Origin of the sequence: Paenibacillus sp. FSL R10-2788, from assembly GCF_038003885.1 — a bacterium.
GTDB classification, from domain to species: Bacteria; Bacillota; Bacilli; order Paenibacillales; family Paenibacillaceae; genus Paenibacillus_AQ; species Paenibacillus_AQ odorifer.
Genome location: NZ_JBBOQA010000001.1, coordinates 3,899,412 through 3,923,449, shown reverse-complemented (window position 1 = coordinate 3,923,449; position 24,038 = coordinate 3,899,412). Strand labels below are relative to the sequence as shown.

Below are 24,038 nucleotides of genomic sequence, written 5' to 3'. Positions count from 1 at the left end.
TCGGACTGTATTGCAGCTATTTGGTGTTTTTGGAGCATTTTTCAGGAGTATCGGACCGCATAGCTCTTATTGCCAAGTTTTTGCTCCAAAGAAGAGTATATTTGGTCGAATAGCTGCATCTGAGTCCGATAGCATGGCGAAATGGGCTAAATCTGCGAAATAGCGTCTCCTGAGTCCGGACTTTCGATGGCGAGGACGGTAGCCTCAGCAGACGATTAAGATCGACGTATAGCGTCATCTGAGTCCGAACCCATAGTTAGTGTGGACATAAAGCCTCAACTGACGAGTACGAATCGACGTCTGAGGTCACCTGAGTCCGGACTAGCCAAGATTGACGATAATACACACCGTAACGGACTGTATTGCAGCTATTTAGTGTTATTGGAACATTTTTCAGAAGTTTCGGACCGCATAGCTCTTATTGGCAAGTTCTTGCTCCAAAGAGGCGTACATTTGGTCGGATAGCTGCATCTGAGTCCGATAGCATGGCGAAATGGGCTAAATCTGCGAGATAGCGTCTCCTGAGTCCGGACCATACATGGTGTGGAGATAAAGCCTCGGCAGACGCGTGCGAATCGACGTTTGAGGTCAACTAAGTCCGACTAGCCACTATTGACGATACTACATCATCGTAACGGACTGTATTGCAGCTATTTAGTGTTTTTGGAGCATTTTTCATAAGTTTCGGACCGCATAGCTCTTATTGGCAAGTTTTTGCACCATAGAGGCGTACATTTGGTCGAATAGCTGCATCTGAGTCCGATAGCATGGCGAAATGATCAAAATCTGCGAAATAGCGTCTCCTGAGTCCGGACCATACATGGTGTGGAGAAAAAGCCTCGGCAGATGAGTAAGCATCGACTTATAATGTCCCTGAGCCCGAACCCATAGTTAGTGTGGGCATACAGCCTCGGTTGATGAGAACGAATCGACGTTTGAGGCCACCTGAGTCCGTCCCCTCCATGGTGTGGACATGCAGCCAACGCAGACGAGTGAGAATCGACGAATAAGGTCTGTTAGGTCCAATCTCGCAGCAGTCGGAGATGCGGGCAAACATAAATGTTACTCCAAGCAGAAACTAAAGACGCTCTATGCGAATCTTAAAGTGATCCCCCAAAGCGCACACCTAGCAAACTTCAAGACATCCACAGGGTTCACCTAGCAAACCTCAACTCGTTCCCAAAGGTACTCTTTACAACATATTGTCCTCTTGGGAAACTCCAAGTCATTCCGAAATGCTGAGTGAAAATTCCTTCGAAGTATTCTCTGATAATATTCCTCGAAGTAGTCACTTTTTATGCTTAATTCCCAAACTTGGAATCAAATCGCATAGTCTTCTTCGAGGCGCGACAGACCAATCCAGTCAATTACTTAAAGTTAGTTTGAAACACAGTGGAAGGATGATCACATTTAGGCGACTGGGAATTTTGATCATGTTATAAACAGCTTTGTATGAAGAATTTTAAATCAGAGTGTGTAAAGTTAGAGCACCTAAACCCATGCTGGGAGCGGGTTGTTAACTTGCTCGCGGATTATTTCCTAGTAATTTAATACGAATAATCCAATAAGATAATTGGTGTGACATTAATCATAATTACCAATTTGAAGCTTTGTGAAAATAATAACTTTTCGTAAATGTCGAAATGAGGTTGACGAATAAAAATATCAGTCGTATGATTGATTCTACTGAGTATGCTAGTAATTAAAAGTAAGTTAATAAATAATATATAATAGCGGGAGGAATGAAAGTGGAATCATCAACATTTGTGCTTTTTGGCGCTACAGGAGATTTAGCAAAACGTAAAATCTATCCTGCACTATATAACCTCTTTTTAGATGGTCAAATTTCAGGCCCTCTCTCAGTGATTGGATTAGGAAGAAGAGAAGTTTCAACTGAAGCTTTCCGTAAGCAAGTCCTGCAATCTTTGCAGACATTTTCTAGACAGCCGGCAGTAGAATCTCCACAGTTGCAGGTTTTCTTGGAAGCTTTTGAATATAGCGTTCTAGATGTAGGTAATACAGAGGATTATTTGAAGCTCCTGGAGCATGTTAAACGTCGTGAGCAATTGCTTAACATTCCGGAGAATCGGATGTTCTATTTATCGGTGGGTCCTGAGTTTTTCAAGGAAATTGCCGCCAATATTCACTCCAGTGGTCTGGGATCGACGAAGGGCTGGAAGCGTCTGATTATTGAGAAGCCTTTTGGTACAGACTTGCAAACAGCAAGAGAGTTAAATGACAGCTTGAATGCCGTATTTGCAGAAGAAGAGATTTTCCGAATTGACCATTTCTTGGGTAAACCAATGGTTCAGAATCTGGAAGTTCTAAAATATTCAAATCCTGTACTTAGAGCACTGTGGAAAAATCGTTATATCGCAAATGTGCAAATTACGGCGAGTGAGATTGTCGGCGTTGAAGAACGGGCAGGCTATTATGATAAAGCTGGGGCACTTCGTGATATGTTCCAGAACCATATGCTGCAATTGCTCATGATGATGGCGATGCAGCTTCCAAAAGGCAGTACACCTGAAGAGATCCGCGGGAAGAAAAGATATGTCATGGAGCGCCTCATTCCGTTAAGTAAAGACGAGGTTAATCAATACGTTATCCGCGGACAATATGCTGAAGGTGAAATTAAAGGTAAATCTGTTGCAGGATACTTAGATGAACCAGGAATTAGCCAATCCTCACAAAATGAGACGTTTATTGCAGCGCGATTGTTTATAGATGATCCATTGTGGAATGAAGTTCCGTTCTATATCCGTACCGGCAAGAGAATGAAAGAGAAATCAACAAGAATTGTTATAGAATTTAAAGAACCGTTTAATGATAACAATAACAAAAATAAAGGGAATGACGTTCCAAATCTACTCATCATCGAGATCGGTCCGAATGAAGCCATTACGCTTCAGTTGAATACGAAGGATCAGTTGCAGAAAGGGAAACTTGAACCTGTCCTCGCTACTTATGAAGCCGGAACTTCAGACGTACCAGAAGCTTACGAAAATCTGATCTTTGATGCGCTTCGTGGTGACGCCACTTTCTTCGCTCACTGGAAAGAAGTCGAGCTGTCATGGCAATGGGTTACACCAATCCAGGAAGCTATGGAGGAGGGGCTAATGCCACTTCATACCTATGCTTCAGGTTCTTATGGTCCAAATGCGGCTATGGAGCTTTTGGGTGAAGACCGCTGGTGGTTTGATGATGCAGATCAGGAGTCAGATGTTCTCGACGCTCAAGCAGAAGTTGCAGCAGCGCAGGAATCTATACGGCCAGGGGCTTAAGCCCCTGCCTGTTTTTTTTGCCAATTTAGCTAAAATACATCATAAGAATCTATAAATCGGAGGGAATTTACATGAAAGTAGGATTAGTTGGGTTAGGAAAAATGGGTTTTAATTTGGGTCAAAATTTGCTGGATCATGGACATGAGGTTGTTGCTTTTGATCTGAATGCACCTGCTGTAGAAGAAATGAAAGCTAAAGGCGCTAGTGGAGCAGTTACGCTTCCTGAATTGGTGCAGCAATTGGAAACGCCAAGAATCATTTGGATCATGGTTCCGCATCAGGTCGTTGATTCTGTAATCGCTGAACTCACTCCACAATTGTCTAAAGGTGATATCGTTATTGAAGCAGGAAACTCGCACTACAAGGAATCTATTCGCCGGTATGAGGAATTGAAGGAGCACGGAATTCACTTTATGGATGCAGGTACCTCTGGTGGTATGGAAGGGGCGCGTAATGGCGCTTGTTACATGGTTGGCGGAGATCCCGAAGCTTGGGAAGTTGTGGAGCCAATTTTCCGTGATACAGCTGTAGAAAGCGGCTTTTTATATGCTGGTAAAGCAGGTAGCGGCCATTTTCTAAAAATGGTGCATAACGGTATCGAATACGGCATGATGGCTGCGATCGGTGAAGGTTTTGAGGTTCTGGAAAAGAGTGAATTTGACTACAACTTTGAGGAAGTAGCTCGGGTGTGGAATCACGGCTCTGTAATCCGTTCATGGCTGATGGAACTTGTGGAACGCGCCTTCTCGAAGGACGCTAAACTAGATGAGATCAAGGGCATTATGCATTCGTCTGGTGAAGGCAGATGGACGCTTGAAACCGCCTTTGATCTACAAGCGGCGACTCCGGTTATCGCAATGGCGTTATTGATGCGTTACCGTTCCCTTGAGACCGACACATTCACTGGCAAAGTAGTTGCTGCACTGCGTAACGAATTCGGTGGACACGCTGTGGAAACTAAATAAGATTGGCCGACTCTGAAATGAGTGTTTACAAGCTCGAATTTCCCGCAATTTATGTTGCGGAGAAATTTGGGCTTTTTATTTTAAGGGGAATAGATAATGGGAAGTATAGATGGAGTACGAATTTAATGCAGTTTACATATTTTAGGGGTAGAAGGGGAAGTTAGGAAGCAAGGGGGAGATTTCATGCAAAGTGGAATTCGTGAGCGACTTCATTTTCTAAATAAATTTCTGCATGCGCCCCGACAATATGGTAGTGTGACTCCCAGTTCACATTGGCTGGCCCAGACGTTGCTTGATCCAGTGCCTTGGAACCAAGTGCATTCTATGGCTGAGTTGGGTGCGGGGACTGGTGCAATCACAAGGTTTATTCCGCGTGGAGAAAAGACCGGTATGAATGTTTTTCTATTTGAAATAGATCCTGATTTTCGCAGGCAATTAAGAGAGGAATTCCCCGGATGTTTCTGCAACAACGATTGTCTCCGGCTGCGTCTTGCGCTTCATAACAGCAGTCTGGAGAAGCTGGATTGTATCGTGAGTAGTTTGTCTTTGATGAATTTCTCGAAGCCAGACCGCACTAGGTTTATGGAACAGATCATTTCTTCTTTAAAAGAAGGAGGGTGGTTTATAACCTATGAATATTTTCCGCGGATGAAAACAGAGTTGAGCCAGCATTTTGAGATCCTACACACGAAGTGGGTGCTGCTGAATTTTCCGCCAGCGCTTGTATATATTTGCAGGAAAAAAACCACAACGCAAGTGCAACGCGAAAATCCCAAATCAACAGTCAACGTAGTCCCAATCTCTCAGGTTTATACAAAAAGATAATCATCTCCATACAACAAATGCCGTCACCCATTACTCATTGGGGAACGGCATTTTTAATTGGGCGCCGAAGGCGTTTGAGCCCGATTAATAGAGAAGCTCGATATTCTCTTCGTTCAGGCGTTTCAGCCAAACCTCAGAAGGCTGGCGGTCTGTGATCAAAAAGTCAATTTGGCCAAGCTCGATCAGCTTCGTAAAGGCGGTCTTATCGAATTTGGTGTGATCGGCCAGGAGTATGACCTTGTTAGCTTGACGTAGCATATATTTCTTGAGCTCACACTCCGGTTCATTAGAATCTGTGATGCCTCGCTCCATATCAATTCCTTTACAACTGATAACCGCAGTGTCCACATTGTATCTTTGAATGGTGTCATGTGCTACAGGACCCACGAGTGACATGGATCGGTAACGTAAAGAACCACCGGTAGAGATGATATCCATCCCTGAATTCGAGAACTCATGCAAAATATTAATCGAGTTCGTGATAATGGTCAGATTGTTTTTATTGCCAAGCAGTTTTAGAAACTCAAAGGCTGTGGAGCTAGGATCCACCATTAACGTATCTCCATCATTGATTAAATCGAGCGCCTTGAGGGCGATTCCCCGTTTGATATCTGTATTCAGCGCATTGCGTGTAACAAAAGGCAAATCCTCGTTCGTGTGACGATTCAGCATGGCCCCGCCATAGGTTCGGCTCAGAATGCCATCCTTCTCCAGCTTCTCCAAATCTCTGCGTATCGTCTCTTCTGTAACTTCAAACATCCGGCTTAGATCAGAGACTAATACTCGTTTATCCTGATGAACAAGATCTATTATTTTTTTTCGTCTTTCAGCTGCAAGCATAGGGATCACCTTTCCGAAATCTGTATATTCCTTAATCATAGCTCCAAATATCTGTGTTTTGCAATAAAATCAACGTAGAATCATGTTTGTTTTCCAGTAATATTCACAAAACGGATATAAAACAAATAAAAACAACATAAATAATATTTAAAATGTTGACAACAAAGATTCGGGAGCATACGATGAAGGAGAAAAGAAGTCCTGTAGTGGTAATTAGATTTGAAAGATACCAGAGCCGGCCCAGTTGCGATTCAGAGGCCAGCCTGAGGCGCTGCAGCCGGAATACTACGCTCTAGCTTGCAGAGTTGTGTGTAAAACTTTGGTGTTGATAAATTAACTTTAGGAGGCTGGTCAAGCAATGAGCACGCATGTGTATTATGTTCCATCGATCAATATTATGGGCAAGGGATGCTTGCAGGAGATTGGTCCATACATCCAAGAACTTAAATTAAAAAAGGCGCTTGTAGTTACGGACAAATTCCTTATGAAAAGTGGCATTGCTGGTAAATTGCTGGCGGTATTGGACGAAGCGGGGATTGAATATGCCATCTATGATGAAGTGAAACCCAATCCCACCTGTAAAAATGTCCACGATGGCGTAGATTATCTCAAGTCGCAGAATTGTGATTATCTGATTTCCATCGGCGGTGGATCACCACAGGATACTGCCAAAGCCATTGGTATCATTGCCACAAATGGCGGTCATATCAAAGAATATGAAGGTGTACACAAGTCTAAGCATAAATCACTGCCGATTGTCGCCGTGAATACCACTGCTGGTACTTCGGCTGAAGTGACCATTAACTATGTAATCACAGACGAAGATCGCAAAGTGAAGATGGTTATGGTAGATAAAAACAGCCTTGCGACGATTTCAGTCAACGATCCTGAGCTTATGATTGATAAACCCGCTGCACTTACCGCGGCCACGGGTATGGATGCACTGACTCATGCGATTGAAGCGTTGGTGACGCCAGGAGCTTATCCGGTAACTGATGCTACGGCACTAGCCGCAGTGGAGCTAATTTTTGCTAACCTGGCTCGTACTGTGAAGAATGGCCATGATATCGAAGCGCGTGAACAGATGGTATACGCGATATTCCTTGGCGGATTGGCTTTCAATAATGCGGGGCTTGGTTATGTGCATGCGATGGCGCATCAATTGGGCGGCGTATACGATCTGCCGCACGGCGTATGTAACGCGATGCTGCTGCCTTTTGTGGAAGAAGAAAATGCCAAATATGTGCCTGAGAAATTCAGATCCATTGCTAAAGCGATTGGACTTAATGTAGAGAACCAAACGGATAAACAATGCGCGGATTTCGTAATTGAGTCGATCAAGGCGTTGTCTAAAGAAGTAGGGATTCCAGCCAAATTATCCGAGCTTGGTGTAGAAGAAGTAGATCTTGATCTTCTGGCTGAAAATTCGATGAAGGATGCTTGTGCACCAGGGAACCCTTTTATTCCTACTAAAGAAGAAGTTATTACACTGTTCAAAAAAATATTATAAATCACCCCTTATCATAGGAGATTGTTTATGAATAATCACATCGCCGTTGACATCGGTGCCTCAAGTGGGCGATTGGTGCGCGGAATATTGCAAGAAGGTATTCTTTCCTTAGAAGAGCTTCATCGCTTTAGCAATAGCTTTACGGAACAAGAGGGTTCCTGTTTCTGGGACATTGATTATTTAGTAGAGCAGATTATGATCGGGCTTCAGAAGGCTAAAACCGATGGAATTACTACCTGTACGCTCGGTATTGATACATGGGGTGTAGATTATGTGCTGGTAGATGCGGACGGGAATCGTGTTCAGGAAGTATACGCCTACCGGGACCGCAGAACGGATCTGGCTGTGGATCTGGTGGCAAAGCAGCTTTCACCACAAACCGTCTATGAAAAGACAGGAATCCAGCAGTTATCCATCAATACCTTGAATCAGTTATATGTTCATAATGAAGAAGAGTTAGCGCAAGCGGATCAAATTTTACTTGTACCAGATTATCTATATTACCGACTGACTGGCCGCAAGATCAATGAGGTTACTATTGCATCTACAACACAGCTGTTGAATCTGGAAAGCCGGGATTTTGACGATGACCTATTAGAATTCTTGAATATCAGGAAAGATCAATTTGCAAAATTAACTGAGCCTGGTGTAGTGGTTGGTCCTCTTGACGAAGCTTTAATCCAACAATATGACCTGCCAGAATGCCAACTGATCTGTGTGGCTTCCCATGATACGGCCTCAGCAGTGCTAGGTGCTCCACTTCAAGAAGGCTCAGCTTATATCAGCAGTGGAACTTGGTCTTTACTCGGTGTAGAAAGAACGGAGCCTCTAAATTCTCTACAAGCCATGCAGGCCAACTACACCAATGAGTGGGGAGCCTACGGAACTTATAGATTCCTCAAAAATGTAATGGGCTTATGGCTTATTCAAGAGGTTCGCAGATTACTGAACAATTGTTATAGTTTTGCAGAGCTTGCAGAGCTTGCGCAGGGAGAAGAGGGGTTTCGTAGCCTCATCCCTTGTAATGCACCAAGGTTTCTAAATCCATCCAACATGATAGAAGAAATCCGCAGTGCCTGTATGGAGAGTGGGCAGCCCGTTCCGGAGACACCTGGACAGTTAGCACGTTGTGTTTTTGACAGCTTGGCGTTATCCTATCTAACTTATTTGGAAGAGTTGGAGGAGCTGACAGAACGTCGGATCGAGGGGTTGCAAATTGTCGGCGGAGGGGCGAACAACCGGCTTTTATGCCAACTAACAGCTGACGTTATCGGCAGGGAAGTAAAGGCTGGACCAACGGAAGCGACTGCTCTAGGAAATATAGTAGTGCAGATGATTAGCACAGATTCCATTGCAGACATAACTGAGGCAAGAGCTATTATCGAACAATCTTTTGAAATAACATCATACATTCCGCAGCCGATCAAGCATTTTGATAACATTCTAAATCGCTGGAGAAGCCTTCATCTGTCCAGAGTGAATGAGCTTATCTAAGCGAAACAGACATTGCACTATTTTAGGAGGATAAACAGCATGGATCAGAGCATTATCACTAGCTATAACGAAGCCAAAAAACTATACGCCACCCACGGTATTGATGTGGATAAAGTGCTGGAGCGACTCGCGCAAATTAAAATTTCCATACATTGCTGGCAGGGTGATGATGTAAAAGGTTTTCTTTTTAAGGAAAAAGAACTAAGCGGGGGCATTGCGGTAACGGGAAGTTATCCGGGCCGGGCGGGTACACCAGATGAACTACGTCAAGATTTAGAAAAGGCGTTATCTCTTATTCCTGGTAAACATAAGGTTAACCTGCATGCTATTTACGCAGATACAGATGAACCTGTAGATTTGGATGAACTAGAGCCACGACATTTTCAATCCTGGGTGGATTGGGCGAAGGAGCAGGGCTTAGGGCTTGATTTTAACCCTACTTGTTTCTCACATCCGAAAGCAGCCGATGGATTCACTCTCAGTCATTCGGACGCGGAGATTCGGGATTTCTGGATCAGACACTGTAAAGCTTCACGTACGATCGCTGAGCATTTTGGGCGGGAGCTGGGTCAGCCTTGTGTGACGAATTTTTGGATTCCAGACGGTTATAAAGATACGCCAGTAGATCGGCTAGCTCCAAGAGTACGTTTAAAAGAGTCGTTGGATGAGATTTTTAGTCAGGAAATAGATCCGCTTTATAATATGGATGCCTTGGAAAGTAAACTGTTTGGAATTGGCTCTGAAAGTTATGTGGTTGGCTCTCATGAATTCTATATGGGTTATGGTTTAACAAATGGAAAAGCAATCTGTCTGGATGCGGGACATTTTCATCCTACAGAAGTGATTTCGAATAAATTATCTTCGATTCTGATGTTCAGTGAGCAGCTGCTGCTGCATGTTAGCAGACCTGTCCGCTGGGACAGTGACCATGTGGTAACGATGGATGATGAGCTGCTGGAAATCGCCCGTGAATTAGTTCGCGGGGATTTACTTCCTCGTACAAATATTGGATTGGATTTCTTTGATGGCAGTATCAATCATCTCGCGGCATGGGTCATTGGCACCCGCAACACTATTAAGGCGTTGCTGCGTGCGATGCTGGAACCCGTGGAAGAACTTAAGCAAATCGAGCAGTCCGGGGATTATACTTCACGTCTTGCTGTGGTAGAAGAGTTCAAATCGTATCCGTTTGGAGCGGTCTGGGATTACTACTGTGCATCACAAGGTACACCGGTGCGTGAGCAATGGCTTACTGAAGTCAAAAATTATGAACAGGACGTTTTGTCTTTAAGATAAAAGTGGATACGGAGAGCAGCAAATACAAAGGAGAGAATAGACTATGGGTACATCCTTGTTAGAGTCAAAAGGTTATATTGCCAGCAGTGAAGCTCCATTTATTCAGGAAATGTCAGAGATCACCCGTCATATGTGGGAGCTTGGCTGGGATGAACTGAATGGTGGGAATGTCAGCTATTTGCTGGATGAGAATGAGGTGGCTAAGTATATTAATGTACTGGAGCCGTTGCGCACGATCAAACTCACCTTTCCGGTAAAAGAATTAGCAGGCAAGTATTTTATCGTAACAGGTTCGGGCAAATATTTCAGAAATGTGATTAAAGACCCTGAAGCGAATCTGGGTGTGTTAAGGGTTAGCGGCAATGGCGAAAGTGTGGAAGTATTGTGGGGATTGCGGAATGGTGCAGTTCCTACGAGTGAGCTCGCTTCGCATTTTATGAGTCATATTGAACGCTTGAAAGTAGATCCCACACACCGTATCGTGCTGCATACACATGCTACAAATGTTATCGCGATGACCTTCACGCATGATCTGGACGAACTGAAGTTTACCAAAACACTATGGGAAATGTGCACAGAGTGCCTTGTTGTTTTCCCTGATGGGGTCAGCGTTATTCCGTGGATTGTTCCGGGCAGCAGTGAGATCGGCCGTGAGACTGCCAAAAAAATGAAGGATCACCGTTTAGTCATCTGGCCGCAGCATGGGATTTTTGGCACGGGCTCCACCATGGATGCTACCTTTGGTCTAGTAGAAACGGTTGAAAAGGCTGCAACGATCTACAACTTGATTGGCGGTAGAGAAATCAAACAAAAGATCACAGACCAACAGCTATGGGATTTAGCTAAAGCATTTGGAGTTACACCTAAAGCGGGGATTCTTGAAGTCTAGAGAGTCATTATAATTTGGTGAAAACCGGGCATTCGTAGATTCTGCGAGGTCCGGTTTTTTTTGTCTTTTTCTTAAAATTTGCATTTCCCATCTTTTGGGTAGATAATAAGCTTACTTAAAGTAATCAATTAATAAATTGGAGGTAACATATGAATACAGAGCAACTATTTTCACCTTTTCAAGTGGGGAATCTTTCGCTGTCGAACCGATTTGTAATGGCGCCGATGACACGCGCGCAGTCTCCGAATGGTGTGCCGGGAAGCAATGTTGCCGCTTATTATCGTAGACGTGCAGAGGGTGGAGTGGGATTAATTGTTACTGAGGGTACTGCGGTAAATCATCCAGCGGCTGTCAGTCACCAAGATATTCCTAATATACATGAAGAAGCATCTTTAGAAGGCTGGAAGAAGGTTGTGGAAGAGGTTCACGCAGCTGGGGGCAAGATCATCCCGCAGCTTTGGCATGTGGGGATGGCGCGTACAATCGGCGAGTATCCTAACGTAGAAGCCCTTCCTGTAGGCCCTTCGGGACTGAATTTAGCAGGTGAGCCGGTGACAGAGCCGCTGACCACAGAAGAGGTTGAAAGCTTAGTAACAGCCTTCGCTCAAGCGGCGGCAAATGCCAAAAGCGTTGGCTTTGATGGCATCGAGCTGCATGGCGCTCATGGGTATCTGATAGACCAGTTCTTCTGGGATAGAACGAATAAACGTACCGATCGTTACGGTGGCGATTTGGTAGGAAGAACAACATTCGCTGTCGAGATCATTAAAGCATGCCGTCAAGCGGTTGGACCAGACTTCCCAATCGTGCTGCGCTTTTCCCAATGGAAGTTGGGGGCGTATGATGAGAAGCTGGCGAAGACTTCAGAAGAACTTGCGAGTTTCCTGGCACCGCTTAGCGAAGCGGGTGTAGATATTTTTCATTGCTCGACCCGACGCTTCAGTCAACCTGAATTTGCTGGCTCTGATCTTAATTTAGCTGGGTGGACTAAGAAGTTTACCGGGAAGCCGTGTATTATAGTGGGCTCTATTGGCCTGCAAAGCGATTTCTTCGCAGAAGATAAAGCTCAGAAGCCTACGGATAATATCGATGAGTTAACTGAAAGGTTCGGTCGGGAGGAGTTTGATTTGGTTGCAGTGGGCAGAGCGCTTATTAGCGATCCGGCTTGGCCCGCCAAAGTACAAAGCGGAGCGATAGACGAAATCATCCCATTTACTCCTGAAGCGACGAACACTCTTTACTAAAACTAGCAGAATATACAATGACTATTTTTTTAGGTAAGAGGTTGTATAACTGTTTCAAGAGTAGTGTATCTGCTTATAATAGTAGCATACCCCCCTTAATATGATAGAACTTGACCCTGCCAAACGTTGGCGGGGTATTTTTTTGTCGATATGCAACGCTCCTTTACATCATTAATAGATCGGGCACTTCTATGTTAGGCCAGCATTATGTTATAATTTTAAATTAGCAAAGTATAAAAATAATTGTTGAACAATAGAGGACGTGAAAACAGCATGACAAAGGGGAACCACAACTCACCGGACTTAAAATCCGGCAAGGGTTCTAAGGATTATTCGAAATATTTTGATTTTAGTGATGCAAAGGTAATTAGTGAAGAAGAAGGTAAGGTTACTTACCGGATTAAAGGAAGAAATGTGCAAATTAATAGCCAGCCTGACTATAAAGAAGGAAAACGGCGCGGCAAGGAAGAAATAGAAGTGCATTATGATTTCGAGATTCCTGAAGAGATGCAGAATTTCGGAGTGGGCAAATATTATCATATAACGACTTATGGCTGCCAAATGAATGAGCATGACACGGAAACGATGAAGGGCCTATTGGAACAGATGGGCTACCGCAGTGTCGCTGACCGTAATGACGCGGATCTCATTTTGCTGAATACTTGTGCGATTCGGGAGAACGCCGAGGATAAGGTATTTGGAGAGCTAGGACATCTTAAGAACCTGAAGATCGAGAAGCCGGGTCTGTTGTTAGGGGTATGCGGTTGCATGTCCCAAGAGGAAGGCGTAGTCAACCGGATTATGTCAAAGCATGGCTTCGTGGATATGATCTTCGGTACGCATAATATTCACAGATTGCCACACCTCATTAAAGAAGCGGTATTTAGTAAAGAGCTTGTGGTTGAGGTATGGTCTAAAGAAGGCGACATTATTGAGAACTTGCCGAAGAAGCGGGAAGGCATGCGCGCTTGGGTGAACATTATGTATGGCTGTGATAAGTTCTGCACGTATTGCATCGTACCGTTTACGCGCGGTAAAGAACGCAGTCGTCGTCCAGAGGACGTTATCGCTGAGGTGAGAGAGCTTGCCCGCCAAGGCTTCAAGGAAGTAACGTTACTGGGGCAGAACGTAAATGCTTACGGTAAAGATTTTACAGACATTGATTACACTTTCGGTAACCTGATGGATGATATGCGCCTGATTGATATTCCGCGCATTCGCTTCATGACATCGCATCCGCGGGATTTTGACGATAAATTGATTGAGGTTCTAGGCAAAGGCGGCAACTTGGTGGAGCATATCCATCTGCCGGTACAATCGGGAAGTACTGCCGTTCTTAAGAAAATGAGCCGTAAATATACCCGGGAAGCTTACCTGGAATTAGTGCGTAAGATTAAGATAAGTGTGCCGAATGCTGTATTAAGTACCGATATTATCGTTGGTTTCCCTGGGGAGACTGATGAGCAATTTGAAGATACCCTATCGCTTGTGCGTGAGGTTGGGTATGATATGGCATATACGTTCATTTATTCTCCGCGGGAGGGTACACCAGCAGCCGCTATGGAAGATAATGTACCGATGTCGGTGAAGAGTGAACGTCTGCAAAGATTAAATGATCTCATCAAGGAGAACAGCCGGATCATTAATGACCGGATGCTGGGTGAAGTTGTAGAGGTGCTGGTAGAAGGGGAGAGTAAGAATAACTCCGAAGTCCTTTCTGGCCGTTCCCGCGCTAACAAGCTGGTCCATTTTGAAGGTCCGAAGGAGCTTATCGGCACATTTGTAAACGTGAGAATTACAGATACCAAAACATGGTACATTAAAGGGGATATTGTGGTTGAGGCCGCAGCTGTTCATTAATCACATACGAATGGGGAGATGACTAATGAGTACAGAAGAACAACGGTTGAATAAATATGGAATGAAGACTTATAATACCCGTGATCTGATCGTTCGCGAGGATATTATGGGCAAAGCTAAAGAATTAGCGTCATTAATCTCAACCAGCGAAGAGGTTCGCCATTTTCAGCAGGCGGAGCAAAAAATTCTTAATCACGAGCGTGTGCAAGGACTGATTGCAACCATTAAGAAAAAACAAAAAGAAATCGTGGCCTTCGAAAGCTTCAATAATAAAGATATGGTCGCCAAAATTGAACGTGAAATTGAAGTGCTGCAAGATGAGATCGACGGTATTCCTGTCGTCAATGAATTTCAGCAAAGCCAGAGCGATATTAATTATTTGCTCCAGCTAGTAATTTCCGTGATTAGAGATACCGTTTCGGAAAAAATAAATGTGGAAGCCGGCACCGAAGCGCCTCCGACCACATGCGGATAACCCACACTCAGTTCAGGGGGCGGATGCAGATCCGTCCCTTTATTTCAATATAAGAGGTAGAAGTAAGATTCAAGAATATACATAATCCTTATAATTCAACGACAAGGTCGTTTCTCATATAGTCTTTTTTGTAGGATAATGTAAAATAATGGAATTTAGCTGTTGATTTATGAAGAACATGTTTGGTACATTTAAAGATACGAATAAGTAAAACTACAGCTTCGGAAAAGGATGGGGCAATTATGAGCGACAATGGGGAATTAACCTATAACGCCAAAAAATATCGTACACCGGATGGTGTTCCGGCCGACATTGTAATGTTTACACTGACCAAACGCGAACGGAAGACGGTCACTAAGACGCTGCCTTTACGTGAATTGAAGGTAATGTTAATTAGACGGAAAAAATGGCCATGTGCAGGCATGTGGGCTCTACCAGGCGGATTCTGTCAGGAAGATGAGTCTATTTATGATGCTGCAACTCGTGAGCTGAAAGAAGAGACCGGTGTCGATGGAGGTCACTTAGAATATCTTGGAGTTTATAGTACACCTGGCCGCGACCCTCGGGGATGGATTATCAGCCATGCCTTTTTCGCCTTAGTAGAAGAGTGGATGCTGGAGCAAAGACAAGCTTCCGACGATGCGGGTGAAGTGGGTTTATTTACGTTGCAGGAAGCGTTAGAAGAACTGGAGCTCGCTTTTGACCACCATGAAATTATCAAGGATGCATACGTACGTATCCAACAGCAAATGCTGCAGACAACGATAGCAAGACAGTTTTTGCCTAGACATTTTACGCTAAGTGAGCTTTATCAGGTGATTCAGACAGTAGTGCCGGAATTTAAAGAGCCAAATTTTATTCGTAAAATCACGTCAACACGCAGCCGTCAGGGTATATTAAAAGAAGTGAGAGATGAAGAGGGCAATGCACTAAGCTCTAATCAATACTCACAACGCCCGGCTCAGCTGTATATGTTTACAGATCACGAGCCATTGTTGTCCATTTATACGTAGTGTCTTAAATCAGGGGAGGGACGATTCTCATGAGAGCACTAATAGTAATTGACTTTACCAATGATTTTGTCAATGGGAATTTACCGGTTGGGCAGCCTGCAATCGACATCGAGCCAAGAATCAGCCAATTAACATCTGAGTTTGTCCAAAATGGCGATTATGTTGTAATGGCTGTAGATTTACATGAAGACAATGATCCTTATCATCCTGAGAGTAAACTGTTTCCAACTCACAATGTACGAGGGACTGAGGGGCGGGAGCTTTATGGAAGTCTGAAAACTGTTTATGAAGCTGACCAGGATTCCATCTATTGGATGGACAAAACTCGATATAGCGCTTTTAGTGGAACCGATCTAGAGATCAAGCTGCGGGAACGTGGCATTACTGACCTTCATTTGATTGGTGTATGTACAGATATATGTGTTTTGCACACTGCGGTGGATGCATATAACAAAGGTTTTATTATTACTGTGCACGAAGATGCGGTCGCCAGCTTCAACGCGGATGGACATAAATGGGCACTAAATCATTTCCGGGGAAGTTTAGGAGCAGACGTTGTTAAGGCATAATACTATAAAAAACATACACATACAGCAACGTGGATATTAGGAGATGAGGACTTGAAGAGAGAACTTGCGCTACATACAGATAAATATCAGATCAATATGATGTATGCTCACTGGGTGAATGGAAGCCATAAGCGAAAAGCTGTATTTGAAGCTTATTTCCGCAAGTTACCTTTCGGAAACGGCTATGCCGTGTTCGCAGGATTAGAGCGTATCGTTGGGTACATCGGCGGTTTGCGTTTCACCGAAGATGATATCCGTTACTTGTCGGAGCAAGAAGAAAATTACGCTCCCGCTTTTTTGGAAGAATTGCTGCAATTTCATTTTCAGGGCAACGTTTATTCGATGAAAGAAGGGGCGTTGATTTTTCCGGATGAGCCACTAATCCGTGTGGAAGGGACGATCATGGAAGCGCAGCTGGTGGAGACCGCCATTCTGAACTTCATGAACTACCAGACGCTGATCGCTACGAAGGCTTCCCGAATTAAGCAGGTGGCTCCGAATGATATTCTGCTGGAGTTTGGTACCCGACGGGCACAAGAAGCGGATGCGGCGGTCTGGGGCGCTAGAGCGGCTTATATCGGCGGCTTTGATGCAACCTCTAACATGCTGGCAGGTAAAATGTTTGGCATCCCTACCAAAGGTACACATGCGCATTCTTGGGTTCAGAGCTTCAGCAGCGAGCAGGAAGCTTTTGATGCTTATGCCAAGGTGATGCCTGATGAAGTTACACTATTAGTTGATACCTTCGATACGTTGCGCAGTGGTGTGCCGAATGCGATTAGAACCGCCAAAAAGCTTGAAGCTCAAGGTAAAAAGATGATCGGTATCCGCTTAGACAGCGGTGACTTAGCCTATCTATCCCGGCAGGCGCGGAACATGCTGGATGAAGCTGGGCTCGATTATGTGAAGATTGTGGCATCCAATGATTTGGATGAGAATACAATCATGGATCTGAAGCTGCAAGGTGCAGCCATCGACACGTGGGGCGTAGGCACACAATTGATTACGGCTTCGGATCAACCCTCTTTGGGTGGGGTCTATAAGCTGGTAGAAATTGAGTCCGCAACGGGAGAAATGGTACCGACGATCAAGATTTCTTCTAACCCTGAAAAAGTATCCACGCCAGGCAGCAAGGACGTATTCCGGATTATCGGGAAAAATGGCAAAGCGCTAGCAGATTATATCTGCTTCCCGGAAGAGGAAGCTCCGCGCAACGGCGGTCGGGTGAAGCTGTTTAATCCGCTGCATCCATACATGCACAAGTATGTGGAGCGCTATGAAGCGCTGCCTATGCTTGAGCCGATCTATGTGAACGGCTTCCAGGTCTATACTTTGCCGGATCTGAATGAAGTTCGCCGTTACCATCGGGAGCAGAAGGATCTGTTCTGGCCGGAATATCTGCGTAAGCTCAATCCTGAGGTGTACCGGGTGAATCTGAGTGAGAAGGTCTGGACCAACAAGCAACAATTGATCGCGGAGCATATTCAGCCGGAGATCGAGTAGATTTTGTAGTTTCGATGGAAAGAAGCACGGGAGGATTAGATTCCCGTGCTTTTTTGCGTTTGGGTGAAGCTTGCGTTTGTTAACTTCGAACGCCGCGAGTTTATTTTCTGAAAGTATATTAAGCTAGTTTGTCCGCGTATATTTGATTTGGCTTTCGTTGCATTTTGTGCAACAGAACACTAGTTAAAGTATATCGACAAATTACCATAAACCCAAAAGAATAAGTAAATCCCGTAGAATGAGGCGAACCCGGTGCGAGTGAGCAAATCTACGGTATAAATCCCGCAGAATGAGCCGAATCCGTGTGAGTAGGCAAATCAACGGTATAAATCCCGTAGAATGTCGCTCGTCCGGTGCGAGTAGGTAAATCAACGGTATAAATCCCGCAGAATGAGGCGAATCCGGTGTGAGTAGGCAAATCAACGGTATAAATCCCGTAGAATGGAGCGCATCCGGTGCGATTAGGCAAATTAACGGTATATCTCCCGCAGAATGTGGCGAATCCGTTGCGAGTAGGCAAATCTACGGTATAAATCCCGTAGAATGAGGCGAATCCGGTGTGAGTAGGCAAATCTACGGTATAAATCCCGTAGAATGAGGCGAATCCGGTACGAGTGGGCAAATCTACGGTATAAATCCCGTAGAATGAGCCGAATCCGTTGCGAGTAGATAAATCAACGGTATAAATCCCGCAGAATGTGGCGAATCCGGTGCGATTAGGCAAATTAACGGTATATCTCCCGCAGAATGTGGCGAATCCGGTGTGAGTAGGCAAATCAACGGTATAAATCCCGTAGAATGGAGCGCATCCGGTGCGATTAGGCAAATCTACGGTATAAATCCCGTAGAATGAGGCGAATCCGGTGCGAGTAGGCAAATCAACGGTATAAATCCCGTAGAATGAGGCGAATCCGTTGCGAGTAGATAAATGAACGGTATAAATCCCGTAGAATGTGGCTCGTCCGGTGCGAGTAGATAAATCAACGGTATAAATCCCGTAGAATGAGGCGCATCCGGTGTGAGGAGGTAAATCAACGGTATAAATCCCGTAGAACGGGACGAATCCGGTGCGAGTAGGCGAATCAACGATCCCATAAGAAAAGGTGTATCACCATTCTACGCGATCGCGTAGAACGTTGGATACACCTTTTTACATGTCAATGCGAGCAATTTAGTTTAGTTCTTCTTCCGGAATTTCGCGAATGACCAGATGGTAAGCATCAGCAGGAAGCCCAGACATGTGCCTATGCTGATCCGGTTCTGAGTGTCGAAAAGAAAGGAAATCGTAATAACCGACAAACAGATAAGTGTCAAAATCGTTATATAAGGAAAGCCCCAGACTTTAAAGCTTGGCTCTTTAGGATAGGTTTTCCGCAGCTTCAGCTGTGATAGACAGATGCTGATCCATACCAAGCTTACTACGAAGCCGGGAACAGCCATCAGCAGCCGGAAAAGTCCATCCTGTGCGAAGTACGCTAACATAGAACCAACAAAAAGAACTATAGCGCAAAGTTTAAGACTGTTGATCGGCACACCTTTTGCTGAGGTCTTTGCTAAGCTACGTGGAGCTTCACCCTGTGAAGCCAAAGAGTGCAACATCCGTGTGGCGCCATAGATACCGGAGTTAGCAGCAGAGAGCACAGCTGTAATCAGTATGAAGTTCATAACATGGTCAGCACCCTTAAGTCCTGTAGCTGCTAAAACCTGCACAAAGGGGCTGGTATGCTCGTTAAGCTGATTCCAAGGAATTAACCCACAGATGATCAGAATTGGAATCGTATAGAACAGAATAACGCGCAAAATGAAGCTTTTGACAACTCTAGGCAACACTTTTTCTGCATCTTGAGTTTCTGTTAAAGTTAGTCCAATCAGCTCAGATCCGCCGTAGGAGAACATGACGACCAGAAGGGCAGAGAAGATAGGTGTCCAGCCTTGTGGGAATAATCCGCCATAATCCGTAAAATTACTTAAATAGGGAGTCCCTTCAGACATAGGCAATAGCCCAAACAATAATGCAGCTCCCAGAATAATAAAGATGATAATCATAGCTATTTTGATTCCTGCTAACCAAAACTCCGTCTCTCCATAACCGCTTACACTCATCATATTGATGCCAATAATTAAAGCACCACTTGCTAGACTCAGTAGCCATAACGGAACATCCGGTAACCAGTATTGCAAGAAGCTTCCTGCCGCCAGCACTTCGATCACGCAGACAGTCAACCACATGAAGCAATATAGCCAACCCACGATAAAGGAGAGCCGTTCTCCAAAAGCCTCGCGAATGAATTCCTTCATATTTTTGTTCGGGTATACCGTGGCCATTTCGGCAATTGCACCCATAACGACTAGTAGCAGCAAGCCTGCCAATACATAGGAGAGAACAACCCCTGGTCCAGCAATGCTTATCGTCTCAGAGCTTCCTTTGAAAATCCCCGTACCGATTACGCCGCCCATCGCCATAAAGCTGATATGCCGTGGAAGCAATTTTTTCTGTAATGATGCTTCGTTTGACTTCACATTTAATGCCTCCTAAGTAGGTTCAAAAAATTACACCAAGAATCAGTTTATCCTGAAATGGACTAGTTGAAAAGTATAAATGATACACATTTGCAGAAATAGAGGTGATTTTTCATCGGTGTGTGATATTTATCATGAACAATGTGATGAATTTAACATCTTAATTTTTAATTTTATTGCTAAATGAAAGTAGATAAATAAGCTTAGGCAACACTTGGAAAATGCAAGATTTGTCACTTCGCGTCTTGCGAAATCAAGTTACAATCGTTGAAAAAGTCAAAAGGATATTATACTAGATGACATTCTGAAAGGGGCTATGTCGGTGGTACAGTTACCAAAAGTGAACGAGCTCGGATTTTTTGAGATTCGTCTGGAGTCAATTGGAGGGTTGGGTGCGAACCTGGCTGGTAAAATGCTTGCGGAAGCAGGTGTTGTCGGTGCTGGAATGAATGGGGTCAGCTTTTCGTCATATGGTTCGGAGAAGAAGGGATCAGCGGTAAAAGCGCATATCCGGTTTTGTGATTTGAACACACCTATTCGTGACACGTCTCCGGTTGAGCGCCCGCATGTTGTTGGGGTATTTCACGAAGCACTAGCAAAGACAGTTAACGTAATTAGCGGAATTTATGAACATAGCACAGTATTGGTAAACTCAGCAAAATCGCCGGAGGAATTGAAATCCTCCCTGAATATGATGGCAGGAACTATTGCAGTCGTTGATGCTACAACTATCGCCTTAGATGAGAAAAACCGCGTTAATATGGCGATGCTGGGCGCGTTGTTCCGGATGTGTGATTTCTTGGACCCTGAAATTATGAAAGGCGTTATAGAGAAATCACTAGGCAAAAAGTATCCACAGGCAGTACAGTCAGCGCTGACTACTTTCGACCGTGGATTTAATGAAGTTAAGTTTATGCATTTTCCACTGCCTGCGGGCGTGACAATGCCTGAATTCGTGCGGTCTGATATTTCCGCATTGGGTTATGAAACACAGCCTATCGGCGGTACCATTACGAATCCTGGGAGCAGCTTTTTAAAGAACTTGAGCATTTCTCGCTCCGGTTTGCTGCCTCATTTTAAGCAGGAGGATTGTATTCATTGTGCGCAGTGCGATACGGTGTGTCCTGATCTGTGTTTTGTTTGGGATGAGCAGCCTGATAAGAAGGGGCGTCCACAAATGTTCCTGCAAGGTATTGATTACCAATACTGTAAAGGCTGTTTAAAATGTGTAGAAGCTTGTCCTACAACTGCCTTGTCTGGCGAACGTGAGGAAGAAGGCTACGCAGAGAGTCATACGGTCCGGCATATTTTTGATCTCGTTACTGAGGCCTAATTAACGGAGGAAAGGTGGAATACACGTGGCAATAGATTATGAAAAAGAAGTAGGCTCTGCTAAAGTAGAGCAGAAATTCCTATATGAATCCGGCAATGAAATGGCAGCTTATGCTGCTCATCAGATTAATTATCATGTAATGGGGTATTTTCCGATTTCTCCATCGACAGAAGTAGCGCAATTTCTTGATACGATGAAAGCGAACGGACAGCATGATATTATGCTGATTCCGTCAGATGGCGAGCATAGCTCTGCTGGAATCTGTTATGGCGCTTCAACGGCTGGCGGACGTGTATTTAATGCTACCAGTGCCCAAGGTTATATGTTCATGCTTGAGCAATTGCCTGTACAAGCTGGTACGCGTATGCCTATGGTTATGAATCTAATCTGCCGTTCGATCTCTGGACCGCTGAATATTCACGGGGATCATTCTGATTTGTATTTTGCCCTGAATACAGGTTGGCCAATTTTAATGTGCCGGGATCCACAATCTGTTTATGATATGAATCTAATGGCATTGAAGCTTGCTGAACATGCTAAAGTTCGTCTTCCGGTAATGGTGGCCTCAGATGGATATTTCACTTCCCACCAGAAGCGCCGCGTACAGGCCTTTACTCATCGGGAGGATGTTCATAAATTTGTTGGAGCACAACCTCCAACAGGTTTCACCGATACTTTAGACCGCAATAATCCGGTAACCGTTGGCCCTTATATGAACGAACCTGACTATATTAACAACCGTTATCAACAGTCCGTAGCTATGTACAATGCGGGTGAAGTTTTTGAAGAAATCGCGAAGGAATTTGCTGAGTTAACCGGACGTTATTATCCAATGATCGAGGAATATCGGATGGAAGATGCTGAAGTAGCCGTATTCTTGATGAATTCTGCCTCTGAGATTATTAAGGATGTTGTAGATCAGCTTCGTTTGCAAGGAATCAAAGCCGGTGCAATCTCGCCGAATATGATCCGTCCTTTCCCACAGAAGCAAATTGCTGAAGCGCTGAAAAACGTTAAAGCAATCACCGTTGGTGACCGCGCAGATTCTGTTGGCGGACACGGTGGTAACATGGTCAATGAAATTAAGGCAGCCCTGTTCACATATGGCAACACTACGACTAAAGTAATAAGCCGTATTTACGGTTTGGGTGGTAAGGACTTCTACGCAGAAGATGGTCATGCATTTTTCCAATTAGCAATTGATGCTGTTGCTGCAGATCGAGTAGACATACCATTTGATTATTACGGCCACAATCCGGGTACACCTGATAAAGCTCCACAACGTCTTCTGAAGCCAATGGACTTTGACTCACTGAAGACAGGCTTGATCACTGTGAAACAGGATGAAGCAACGGGCAAATTAAGCGTACGGATTCCGCCGCTGCGCAGCTTGACGAAGAAACCTAAACGGCTCTCCCCAGGGCATGGTGCGTGTCCGGGTTGTGGGATTTTCTCAGGACTAGAGACTTTCTTCAAAGGGATTGAAGGGGATATCGTCGCACTTTATCATACAGGCTGTGCCATGGTAACGACTACGGGGTACCCGTATTCCTCCCATAAATCAACGTTTATCCATAATCTTTTCCAAAATGGAGCGGCTACCTTGTCCGGTGTCGTAGAGATGTTCTGGGAACGCAAACGTCGCGGTGAGCTGGATGGACTAGGGCTTAAAGAGGACTTTACGTTTGTTATGGTAACCGGAGATGGCGGTATGGACATCGGGATGGGACCGGCAATTGGAGCTGCACTGCGTGGTCACAAAATGATTATTGTAGAGTACGATAACGAGGGTTACATGAATACTGGAGCACAGCAGTCCTATTCGACACCACTGGGTCATCGTACTTCAACCTCCAGTATCGGCAAGCAGCAGCAAGGTAAAGTGACTCAGCATAAAGATACAGCACAAATTATGGCGGCTACTAACATTCCTTATGTCTTCACGGGTTCGGAGGCTTATCCGCAGGATCTGGTGAAAAAAGCGGCAAAAGCACAGTGGTACGCACAAAACGAAGGTTTGGTGTATGGTAAAATCCTGATCGCATGTCCGCTAAACTGGATGTCTGATGATAAGGAAGGCACTAACATCGTTTCATTAGCTGTTGAGTCTTGCTTCTTCCCGTTATATGAAGTAGAGCATGGTTCTACGAATATCACATATAATCCTGAAGACAAGGGCAAACGTGTCGAGCTCTCAGCATGGCTGAAGACAATGGGTAAAACTCGTCACTTGTTGAAACCTGAGAATGAGCCAGCTTTGCACAGCTTCGAAGAAGAAGTTGAGCGCCGTTGGAATCGTCTCAAGGCAAAACACGAACATCCTGACTTATAAGATGTGTTTATCTCCAGCATATAAAATATGAAAAAACCCGGCAGATTTGTCTGCCGGGTTTTTTGTGGTTAGGGAGCATTTGCGCG

General features: G+C 44.6%; 18 protein-coding genes. 15 read left to right on the top strand and 3 right to left on the bottom strand.

All coding sequences use genetic code 11. The features are described 5' to 3' along the window. Window positions 1-1,748: 1,748 nt before the first annotated feature. The 3 genes from zwf (at window position 1,749) to NSQ50_RS17390 (ending at window position 5,074) form a co-directional block, all read left to right on the top strand. Window positions 1,749-3,284, top strand: a complete 1,536-nt coding sequence (gene zwf, locus NSQ50_RS17400) for a glucose-6-phosphate dehydrogenase (protein ID WP_076225283.1) — start codon at window positions 1,749-1,751, stop codon at window positions 3,282-3,284. 71 nt (window positions 3,285-3,355) lie between these two features. Further along, entirely contained in the window at window positions 3,356-4,249 is an 894-nt protein-coding gene (gene gnd / locus NSQ50_RS17395) for a phosphogluconate dehydrogenase (NAD(+)-dependent, decarboxylating) (protein ID WP_036688068.1), read from the top strand. A gap of 183 nt (window positions 4,250-4,432) precedes the next feature. Beyond that, window positions 4,433-5,074 carry a class I SAM-dependent methyltransferase gene (locus tag NSQ50_RS17390; RefSeq protein WP_076142135.1) on the top strand — a complete coding sequence of 214 codons (642 nt, stop codon included), beginning with the start codon at window positions 4,433-4,435 and terminating at the stop codon, window positions 5,072-5,074. 84 nt (window positions 5,075-5,158) lie between these two features. On the opposite strand, the gene NSQ50_RS17385 is transcribed toward NSQ50_RS17390, so the two are convergent. Then, on the bottom strand, window positions 5,159-5,914 hold the full coding sequence (locus NSQ50_RS17385; protein ID WP_036688147.1) for a DeoR/GlpR family DNA-binding transcription regulator: 756 nt from the start codon (window positions 5,912-5,914) through the stop codon (window positions 5,159-5,161). A 358-nt stretch (window positions 5,915-6,272) separates the two neighbouring features. Between NSQ50_RS17385 and NSQ50_RS17380 the strand changes: the two genes are divergently transcribed. The 10 genes from NSQ50_RS17380 (at window position 6,273) to NSQ50_RS17335 (ending at window position 17,767) form a co-directional block, all read left to right on the top strand. After that, window positions 6,273-7,424 carry an iron-containing alcohol dehydrogenase gene (locus NSQ50_RS17380; RefSeq protein ID WP_076225282.1) on the top strand — a complete coding sequence of 384 codons (1,152 nt, stop codon included), beginning with the start codon at window positions 6,273-6,275 and terminating at the stop codon, window positions 7,422-7,424. Between the two features lie 27 nt (window positions 7,425-7,451). Next, on the top strand, window positions 7,452-8,918 hold the full coding sequence (gene rhaB, locus NSQ50_RS17375) for a rhamnulokinase (RefSeq protein ID WP_076225281.1): 1,467 nt from the start codon (window positions 7,452-7,454) through the stop codon (window positions 8,916-8,918). A gap of 39 nt (window positions 8,919-8,957) precedes the next feature. Further along, window positions 8,958-10,214, top strand: coding sequence for an L-rhamnose isomerase (rhaA, locus tag NSQ50_RS17370; protein WP_076225280.1), 1,257 nt, complete (start codon window positions 8,958-8,960; stop codon window positions 10,212-10,214). Window positions 10,215-10,257: 43 nt separating this feature from the next. Further along, window positions 10,258-11,103 (top strand): rhamnulose-1-phosphate aldolase, encoded by an 846-nt coding sequence (gene rhaD, locus NSQ50_RS17365; RefSeq protein ID WP_076225279.1) that lies wholly within the window; start codon window positions 10,258-10,260, stop codon window positions 11,101-11,103. A gap of 149 nt (window positions 11,104-11,252) precedes the next feature. Further along, window positions 11,253-12,347 (top strand): NADH:flavin oxidoreductase, encoded by a 1,095-nt coding sequence (locus NSQ50_RS17360; RefSeq protein WP_076225278.1) that lies wholly within the window; start codon window positions 11,253-11,255, stop codon window positions 12,345-12,347. A 273-nt stretch (window positions 12,348-12,620) separates the two neighbouring features. Continuing rightward, window positions 12,621-14,207: a tRNA (N6-isopentenyl adenosine(37)-C2)-methylthiotransferase MiaB gene (gene miaB, locus NSQ50_RS17355; RefSeq protein WP_038571650.1), complete on the top strand. Its 1,587-nt coding sequence runs from the start codon at window positions 12,621-12,623 to the stop codon at window positions 14,205-14,207. Window positions 14,208-14,232: 25 nt separating this feature from the next. Beyond that, window positions 14,233-14,682 carry a RicAFT regulatory complex protein RicA family protein gene (locus tag NSQ50_RS17350; RefSeq protein WP_036688057.1) on the top strand — a complete coding sequence of 150 codons (450 nt, stop codon included), beginning with the start codon at window positions 14,233-14,235 and terminating at the stop codon, window positions 14,680-14,682. 242 nt (window positions 14,683-14,924) lie between these two features. Beyond that, entirely contained in the window at window positions 14,925-15,695 is a 771-nt protein-coding gene (locus NSQ50_RS17345) for an NUDIX domain-containing protein (protein WP_036688055.1), read from the top strand. Between the two features lie 29 nt (window positions 15,696-15,724). Next, the gene (locus NSQ50_RS17340) at window positions 15,725-16,264 is read left to right on the top strand and encodes a cysteine hydrolase family protein (protein ID WP_036688054.1); all 540 of its coding nucleotides are present in this window, start codon (window positions 15,725-15,727) and stop codon (window positions 16,262-16,264) included. A 51-nt stretch (window positions 16,265-16,315) separates the two neighbouring features. Then, window positions 16,316-17,767 carry a nicotinate phosphoribosyltransferase gene (locus NSQ50_RS17335; protein WP_036688051.1) on the top strand — a complete coding sequence of 484 codons (1,452 nt, stop codon included), beginning with the start codon at window positions 16,316-16,318 and terminating at the stop codon, window positions 17,765-17,767. A 268-nt stretch (window positions 17,768-18,035) separates the two neighbouring features. Here the strand turns inward: NSQ50_RS17335 and NSQ50_RS17330 are convergent, their stop codons facing one another. Then, complete coding sequence (locus NSQ50_RS17330) at window positions 18,036-18,644, bottom strand: hypothetical protein (protein ID WP_340949632.1); 609 nt, start codon at window positions 18,642-18,644, stop codon at window positions 18,036-18,038. A 299-nt stretch (window positions 18,645-18,943) separates the two neighbouring features. Next, window positions 18,944-20,287, bottom strand: a complete 1,344-nt coding sequence (locus NSQ50_RS17325) for an amino acid permease (protein WP_036688050.1) — start codon at window positions 20,285-20,287, stop codon at window positions 18,944-18,946. A 322-nt stretch (window positions 20,288-20,609) separates the two neighbouring features. Here NSQ50_RS17325 and NSQ50_RS17320 point away from each other — a divergent pair, with 322 nt between their 5' ends. Then, window positions 20,610-21,620: a 2-oxoacid:acceptor oxidoreductase family protein gene (locus NSQ50_RS17320; RefSeq protein WP_038571642.1), complete on the top strand. Its 1,011-nt coding sequence runs from the start codon at window positions 20,610-20,612 to the stop codon at window positions 21,618-21,620. 25 nt (window positions 21,621-21,645) lie between these two features. Beyond that, a complete protein-coding gene (locus NSQ50_RS17315; RefSeq protein ID WP_076103970.1) occupies window positions 21,646-23,952 on the top strand; it encodes a thiamine pyrophosphate-dependent enzyme in 2,307 nt (768 codons plus the stop codon). Window positions 23,953-24,038: the final 86 nt, after the last annotated feature.

Bases quoted from the DNA above. Each gene is read 5' to 3' on its own strand.
- NSQ50_RS17350 (WP_036688057.1), top strand. From the start codon at position 14,233: ATGAGTACAGAAGAACAACGGTTGAATAAATATGGAATGAAGACTTAT.
- NSQ50_RS17345 (WP_036688055.1), top strand. From the start codon at position 14,925: ATGAGCGACAATGGGGAATTAACCTATAACGCCAAAAAATATCGTACA.
- NSQ50_RS17385 (WP_036688147.1), bottom strand. From the start codon at position 5,914: ATGCTTGCAGCTGAAAGACGAAAAAAAATAATAGATCTTGTTCATCAG.
- NSQ50_RS17390 (WP_076142135.1), top strand. From the start codon at position 4,433: ATGCAAAGTGGAATTCGTGAGCGACTTCATTTTCTAAATAAATTTCTG.
- NSQ50_RS17380 (WP_076225282.1), top strand. From the start codon at position 6,273: ATGAGCACGCATGTGTATTATGTTCCATCGATCAATATTATGGGCAAG.
- rhaD (WP_076225279.1), top strand. From the start codon at position 10,258: ATGGGTACATCCTTGTTAGAGTCAAAAGGTTATATTGCCAGCAGTGAA.
- miaB (WP_038571650.1), top strand. From the start codon at position 12,621: ATGACAAAGGGGAACCACAACTCACCGGACTTAAAATCCGGCAAGGGT.
- NSQ50_RS17360 (WP_076225278.1), top strand. From the start codon at position 11,253: ATGAATACAGAGCAACTATTTTCACCTTTTCAAGTGGGGAATCTTTCG.
- NSQ50_RS17340 (WP_036688054.1), top strand. From the start codon at position 15,725: ATGAGAGCACTAATAGTAATTGACTTTACCAATGATTTTGTCAATGGG.
- gnd (WP_036688068.1), top strand. From the start codon at position 3,356: ATGAAAGTAGGATTAGTTGGGTTAGGAAAAATGGGTTTTAATTTGGGT.
- rhaB (WP_076225281.1), top strand. From the start codon at position 7,452: ATGAATAATCACATCGCCGTTGACATCGGTGCCTCAAGTGGGCGATTG.
- rhaA (WP_076225280.1), top strand. From the start codon at position 8,958: ATGGATCAGAGCATTATCACTAGCTATAACGAAGCCAAAAAACTATAC.